Source organism: Thiorhodococcus drewsii AZ1, from assembly GCF_000224065.1.
Classification (GTDB): Bacteria; Pseudomonadota; Gammaproteobacteria; order Chromatiales; family Chromatiaceae; genus Imhoffiella; species Imhoffiella drewsii.
On record NZ_AFWT01000074.1, the window covers coordinates 1 to 6,543 of the forward strand.

5 protein-coding genes and 4 pseudogenes are annotated in these 6,543 nt (G+C 56.8%); 6 read left to right on the forward strand and 3 right to left on the reverse strand.

Annotated elements, in window-relative coordinates; all coding sequences use genetic code 11:
* Both THIDRDRAFT_RS22570 and THIDRDRAFT_RS25085 read left to right on the forward strand, forming a co-directional pair.
* Positions 1-252, forward strand: a pseudogene (locus tag THIDRDRAFT_RS22570) (integrase core domain-containing protein); the annotation flags it as partial.
* A gap of 41 nt (positions 253-293) precedes the next feature.
* Positions 294-425: pseudogene (locus THIDRDRAFT_RS25085) on the forward strand (transposase); the annotation flags it as partial.
* A 40-nt stretch (positions 426-465) separates the two neighbouring features.
* Here the strand turns inward: THIDRDRAFT_RS25085 and THIDRDRAFT_RS22575 are convergent.
* Positions 466-1,923, reverse strand: coding sequence for a hypothetical protein (locus THIDRDRAFT_RS22575; RefSeq protein WP_040845886.1), 1,458 nt, complete (start codon positions 1,921-1,923; stop codon positions 466-468).
* 79 nt (positions 1,924-2,002) lie between these two features.
* Positions 2,003-3,136: a hypothetical protein gene (locus THIDRDRAFT_RS22580; RefSeq protein ID WP_139058878.1), complete on the reverse strand. Its 1,134-nt coding sequence runs from the start codon at positions 3,134-3,136 to the stop codon at positions 2,003-2,005.
* Here THIDRDRAFT_RS22580 and THIDRDRAFT_RS22585 point away from each other — a divergent pair.
* The 4 genes and pseudogenes from THIDRDRAFT_RS22585 to THIDRDRAFT_RS25090 form a co-directional block, all read left to right on the forward strand.
* Positions 3,135-4,388, forward strand: a complete 1,254-nt coding sequence (locus THIDRDRAFT_RS22585) for an IS256 family transposase (protein ID WP_007043249.1) — start codon at positions 3,135-3,137, stop codon at positions 4,386-4,388. The genes THIDRDRAFT_RS22580 and THIDRDRAFT_RS22585 overlap by 2 nt on opposite strands.
* Positions 4,389-4,429: 41 nt before the next feature.
* Positions 4,430-4,774 (forward strand): annotated as a pseudogene (locus THIDRDRAFT_RS22590) (IS4 family transposase); the annotation flags it as partial.
* Positions 4,775-4,853: 79 nt separating this feature from the next.
* The gene (locus THIDRDRAFT_RS22595; RefSeq protein WP_007043251.1) at positions 4,854-5,963 is read left to right on the forward strand and encodes an IS4 family transposase; all 1,110 of its coding nucleotides are present in this window, start codon (positions 4,854-4,856) and stop codon (positions 5,961-5,963) included.
* Between the two features lie 35 nt (positions 5,964-5,998).
* Positions 5,999-6,160: pseudogene (locus THIDRDRAFT_RS25090) on the forward strand (IS4 family transposase); the annotation flags it as partial.
* A gap of 180 nt (positions 6,161-6,340) precedes the next feature.
* Here THIDRDRAFT_RS25090 and THIDRDRAFT_RS22605 read toward each other — a convergent pair.
* Positions 6,341-6,543, reverse strand: a 203-nt coding sequence (locus tag THIDRDRAFT_RS22605) for a transposase (RefSeq protein WP_007043252.1), incomplete at its 5' end; no start/stop codon positions are given.

A 6,543-nucleotide genomic window follows, 5' to 3' on the forward strand; every position in this document is an offset into this window, starting at 1 on the left:
TGTGGCGCAGCGTCAAGTACGAGGATATTTACCTCAAAGGCTACGCCAGCTTGCCCGAGCTGCTCCTGGGGGTTGACTGAGTATTTCGCCTTCTACAACGGAGAGCGCCCCCACCAATCCCTGGGGTACCTCACGCCTGATGCGGTCTACCGATCGGGAAACGGGGGTGGGGCCAAGATCGTCGATCGCTTCGGCGAGACAACACTGGGGCAGCGCCAAACCGCTGCGATTGAGGTGGCCAGTACAACTTAAATTCGGGGGAAAACTGTCCTGGACATGGGGTCCACTTTAACTGGGGGCGGCACTTTTGGGCGCGTGGATACTTTTGTGCCACCGTTGGCGAGCTGAGCGAGGAGATGATAAAACAGTACCTGGAGCATCATTTTGAGCCGGACCCAGCGGCTGAATTTCGAGTGGAGCCCTAGACGCGTCGTTCAGTCGACGCGTATCCGGACTTTCAGTCCGTTACTCAAACCCACCGGCTTTTAGCCGGTGGTTGTTTAGTTTGGTGAGTGCCCCTTTGGAAAAGCACCACTTCGCATACAGCGCGACCTGGTCGATTCGCATCGATCCGGGATCGCAAGACGATACGCCTTCCTCCCCAAATATGTCCTTGTGCAACCCACCTATCGCACGCTTGATGGCGGCAGCTACCGGATCTGAAATCCTATACGCGTCAGAGATTGCGGTATGTCTGCTTAGCCTAGGGATCCAGGGGCGAATAACCTCCTGAGCGACTTCGAGTACTTTGTCGGAAACGATACGGCGATACCGCCACTGCTCAAAATGTTCCCGACATTCCGCGAAAGCCGCTAAACCTCCCTGGTATTGGGCCTCCATCGCTTCTTCGACGCCTTCAAGCCAATCCCGCATTTCCAGGTCGAGTGTTTCACCGTGGAGATCTCTGCAAAGCCAAAGTGTGATGCGCAATCTGACTTCCCAGAAGGTGCGCTCGTCAATCAACTCCAACGGCTCCCAAATCCTACGACCCGGCAATCCGAGCTCATCAATACCGACCTCACTGCTGGAGCGCTCGAAAAAAACCCCTTCGTTTTTAGCAAACAATTGCATGGCAAGCGCTGCCACGTAACCAACCCCGCACAGGGCGACAGACATTGCGTCCGCCCATATTTCACCAGTGAGTTCAAGCCAAGTCGAACGGCGCTGCGGCAGTACTGTATCGTGCTGTGCGGACTCCCAGAGGTGATCGGTTAAAACTAAACGTGCACGGAAGAAGGCGGTTGCCTTATCACTCTCGCCGTCGAGATGCGCGTGCGCGCACTCGTGGTACAGGAGAGGAAACAATAGTGGCATCTCCAGATAGAAAAAGGCGCTTCGGATAGAGCGAAAAGGGCCAAAGTCCTTACCGAAGTGATCCCTCGTCAAACGGTGAGAACGCATTCGGCTTGCAGGTATGTGCGCCCAAGAGTGGATGAAATACTCCTTCCCACGCTGCCTCGCAAACTCGGGATCCGCTCCGCTGCCACTGCTGCTTTCATAGGATGCGAGGACTGCAGTTTCCCAATCCACATGTCGGCTGTATGCCGACAGAAAGTCTCCGTAGAGCGCCGAACTCCACCGTCGCAGAAGTGTAGGCTGCGGCAAGGTACCAGGAGCATTTTCAGCGATCTGTATCAGCTTGACGTGTGCGTGCTCCAACTGTGCTGTATAGGTTTCGAATTGATCATTTACGAAAGCGTCGCGCTGGGCACAAAACCAGAAGAACGAGCGGTGGTCACGTCGATGACATAAGTCGCGAAAGCGATCTCGACACCCCATCTGGTTTTGCTCGATCGCGATGGCGACGCTCCCTAGATAGTTATAAAGGCTCCGCAGCGCGCGCTGAAGCGTAGATAGAAGTGCCCAGTGCGTATCGTTGGGTCCGTCGCCAGGTTCCGCATCGCACTGGCGGAAATCAATCAATCGCTTATCTGGACTGCGCGTCTCGGGCGGGTTCTCAAGCAGACCCCAGACCGTATCCTGGAGATGACAACATTCTTCGTTAAGAATGTTGAATCGCGTATTGAGATCGGAGAATAGAAACCAGGCCTGCCGTATCGCTGAATCCGAACATATGTGCGAATACTCGTTTGACATTATGCGCCTGCACGTTTTTTAACCGAGAATATCGATAAACGTAAGGTAGACCGAGCAGCACGGTAACAGCGATCGATAGCCCTTTCTCAAAGCCCGAGCCGACCTCCCACTCCCCATCGCCAGAGAAAGCGCTTGGCCAAATGTAACACCATACGCGCTTCTGCTGGTCGAACTCGTAAGTAGGAGCTAAGGTAATCTCAGGATCGCTACGATCTAGCCAGTCCGCAACATCGCGCCGCTGGCTACGATACAATACGACCGACAAACCTAGCCAAACGAGGCTTAGTAGCACCGCGATAACTTTAACTTTCGTGCTGAGTTCGAAGAATAGAGCCCAACCGACGAAGAAAAGTACCAGGAACAGATATACTCTGAGTTGGACATAATGCATGTAAACGTTCACAAGTGTGCGTTGAACGTTCAAAGCCTCCCTCGAGATATGGATCTCCGGCTTCGGGTCGGATAAATGGCTCAGGCTCCATTCGTTTCTAGGTACAAGGGTCTCGATGTTCGGCAACGAGTTTTCTTCCACCTCTGACGACCTTTTCGAGAGCCGAGATAAGAATGCATAGCGCAACAGTCGGGTGCATTGCTGCAAGAGAACCGCGTCCGGTGCTAGCGGAGCCCCACCGTCAAAGCGAGTTGTCAGAGCAATCCACTTGCCGCTTTGCGGCAAGTCGCGCAGCAATGACCGGCGCATATGCGGGTGGACCATACGCAAGGCCAAATGGAGTTCGCGGGGGTTGGCGCGCGACCGATTCGGATACGGATTGGGCGCTTCTGGGTGAACTAAGTAAAGATTTAGCTTAAACAGACGCCGCCGAGGAAATGCGACTATTGGCACTACCATCGCTATAAAGAGAATGGAAAGTGATTTGAGAGTGGATTGTTGGGATTGACTGGAAATTGTTTCCTTAAGCTGTCTCCAGTAGTCGTCCGAGTTATTGTGATTTCTGGTGTACAGGAGCCCGAGGAGGGATGGCGTATCCTGCCGACTGGTCACGACCAAGATCACAGACGACAGAGGTGGATACGCCATGACCGAGTCTACGCTTGAAGTTCTTTCACAACCAGAAATCGAGGGGCACGACCCGCTGCATGCGTTGCTCAGGAAGGGGGCGCGCGAGCTCATCGCTCAGGCCGTCGAGGCGGAGTTGGCGAGCTTTCTGGCCGGGCATGCCGATCAGCGACTTGAGGATGGGCGCCGAGCGGTGGTCCGCAACGGCTACCTGCCCGAACGGACGGTGCAGACGGGCCTGGGAGACGTCGCGGTGAAGGTGCCGAAGGTCCGTGACCGCAGTGGTAGTGGAGCGATCTTCCACTCGAGCCTGCTGCCGCCGTATCTGAAGCGCTCGCGCAGTGTCGAGGAACTGATCCCCTGGCTCTACCTCAAGGGGATCTCGACCGGGGACTATCAGGAAGCGCTTGCGGCGTTGCTCGGCGATCGGGCCAAGGGGCTGTCGGCCAACACCATTGTGCGTCTCAAGCAGCAGTGGAGCGAAGAGCATCGGCGCTGGAGTCAGCGCGACCTCAGCGATCGGCGTTACGTCTATTGGTGGGCCGACGGCGTCTACAGCAATGTGCGCCAGGATGATCGGGTGTGCCTGCTGGTGATCGTCGGCGTCACCGAGCATGGATACAAGGAACTGGTCGCCGTCGAGGATGGCTATCGGGAGTCCGAGGCCAGTTGGGGCGAAGTGCTTACCAGCCTGCGCGCGCGTGGACTGACGGCCGGCCCCAAGCTCGCCGTGGGCGACGGGGCGCTGGGATTCTGGAAGGCGCTCGCCAAGGCCTATCCGGACACCGTCCACCAGCGCTGCTGGGTGCACAAGACAGCCAATGTGCTCGCCAAGCTGCCCAAGTCCGTGCAGCCGAAGGTCAAGGCGGACCTGCAGGAGATCTGGATGGCCGAGACCCGCACATCGGCCAACCAGGCATTCGAGCGCGCCCTCAAGCGCTTCGATGCCAAATATCCGAAGGCCATGGCTTGCCTGGCCAAGGATCGGGAGACCTTGCTCGCCTTCTACGACTATCCGGCCGAGCATTGGGTGCATATTCGCACCACCAACCCGATCGAATCGACCTTCGCCACCGTGCGCCTACGCACCAACCGCACCCGCAACTGCGGGGCACGCGAGACCACGTTGGCGATGGTCTTCAAGCTGCTCCAGTCAGCGCAGAAGAACTGGAGACGCATCAAGGGATTTGGAAAGTTGGAACTGGTCGTCAATAACGTCCCGTTCCGCGATGGAGAGCAAGTGAACGATCAGTCAGATCGGATCGCCGCCTGATGAGGGGCCATACACCAGATTTGACATTAACTCTAGCGGACGCCCCCAAAGGAGTCAAACCGATTGAATGGCGTCTGTTGACCAACCGCAGCGCCGAGACGCTCGAGGCCGCTGTCGAACTGATCGAATGGTATCGGGCGCGCTGGGAAATCGAGCTGCTGTTCTTGGTCCTCAAGGAAGCCTGTCGTGTCGAGGCCCTGCAACTGGGCACTGTCGAGCGCCTGCAGCGCGCCTTCGTGCTGTTTCTGGTGGTGGGATGGCGCATCGCCCGACTGATGCGACTGGGACGCACCGTGCCAGACCTGGATGCCTCGCTGCTGCTCGAACCTGAGGAGTGGCAAGCGGCCTACATTCTGGCCAAGAAGCCCGTGCCCAAGCAGTCTCCGCGACCTCAGTACAGTGCATTTCAAATTAAGCTTTTGATTATAATGACATCATCTTGATGATTCTGCCCCCAACGTTACGATGTCCGAAGCCCGCTCTGTCAAGCTGCTCCGAACCCTGCTTGCCACACACCTCGACTGGCATGGCTCTCGTCTCGATTTTCTCGCCCGTTTCATCCTGGCCGTCCTGCAAGTGCGCTCGGTCAACCTGGCCCGCCTGGCGCCGGTGCTCTCGAGCCGCGCGAAGCCCAGTTCGAACTACATCCGGTTACAGCGCTTCATGCGCTCCTTCACGATTGATCAGTCGGACATCGCCCGCACGGTTGGCGATCTCCTGCCCGCGCAGCAGCCATGGGTGCTGACGCTCGATCGCACCAACTGGAAACTCGGACGTGCCGAGATCAATCTGCTGGTGCTCGGTGTCGCCTACCGAGGATTGGCGATCCCCTTGCTGTGGACCGCTTTACCCAAGGCCGGCAACTCCAACACCAACGAGCGCATCGCGCTGATGGAGCGCTTTTTCGCGACCTTTCCGGGTCAGCCAGTGGCCTTCCTGTTGGCCGATCGTGAGTTCGTCGGGCGCGATTGGCTGGCGTATCTCCTGCGGCGCGAGCTGCCATTTCGCTTGCGCCTGAAGGCCAACGTCAACCTCACGTCCACCAAGGGGGCCTATCCGCTGCTGCGCGAATTCCAGACCCTGGCCGTCGGGGGCACACGGGTGCTGCGTCAGCCGCGCCGGCTCTGGGGGCAGAAAGTCTTTCTCAGTGCCAAACGCCTGGAAACCAATGAATGGCTGCTCATCGTCAGCGAGTCCTACAGCCGCCAGGCCATTGAGGAGTATGCCCAGCGCTGGACCATCGAAACCCTGTTTGCCGCCTTGAAATCGCACGGGTTCCACCTCGAAGAGACCCATCTCACCAAGCCCGAGCGCCTCGAGCGACTGTTCGCGCTGCTGACGCTCACCACCCTGTGGGCGGTTCATGCCGGTGTCTGGGCGCACGAGCAACAGCCGATTCGCCAAAAAACACTCGAGCGCCCTCAGTTCAGCTTCTTTCGCTACGGACTCGACCTCCTTCAGCGCCTCATCACCCTGCAGGCCAGTTTCGCTGCCGAACTGCTCTGCGTCCTCGGTTTCATGCTTGATGGGCGACCGTTCAACGTCCAGCATGACGTGAGTCGCGTGCTGTATTAGCTGGGGGAGCTATTCGTTTTGTACTGTACTGAGCTCCGCGACTCAACGATGTGTTGCGCTTGATCGCCCGCCAGGGCGGATTTCTCGGACGCAAGGGCGATGGCGAGCCTGGTGTGAAGAGCATTTGGCTCGGACTGCAGCGCATCAGAGACGTGGCAGCCGGGATCAAATACGCCAAAGAATCTCATAACTTATGAAGATGTGTTTAATGAGATGGCTCCAAAGGGAGTTGCTCTAGCGGCCAGAAGGTTCATTGCAACGTATAGTTAATTTTTGATTCGTTACTTATGAACATGTGTGCAATGAGATGGTTTGAACCCTAGATATCGAACTAAACAACCACCGGCTATACCGAGCTAATACCAATTTTTCGGTTTTTACTCGCCGACAATGGCGAAGTTTTCCGTCAGCAACGATCGTAGGTCACCACGATATTGGTTCGGGTGACGAAAGAAATTCTCGCAAGCCGCTTTGAAGTCGGCGAACGACTCAAAATAGCGGTTATAGAGCACTATCTTTTTAAAATACTTCCAGAATCGCTCGATCAGATTGAGGTTTAGCGCATAGGGCGGGAGAAAGA

Coding starts and splice junctions, on each gene's coding strand:
- THIDRDRAFT_RS22585 (WP_007043249.1), top strand. CDS start 3,135: ATGACCGAGTCTACGCTTGAAGTTCTTTCACAACCAGAAATCGAGGGG.
- THIDRDRAFT_RS22595 (WP_007043251.1), top strand. CDS start 4,854: ATGTCCGAAGCCCGCTCTGTCAAGCTGCTCCGAACCCTGCTTGCCACA.
- THIDRDRAFT_RS22580 (WP_139058878.1), bottom strand. CDS start 3,136: ATGGCGTATCCACCTCTGTCGTCTGTGATCTTGGTCGTGACCAGTCGG.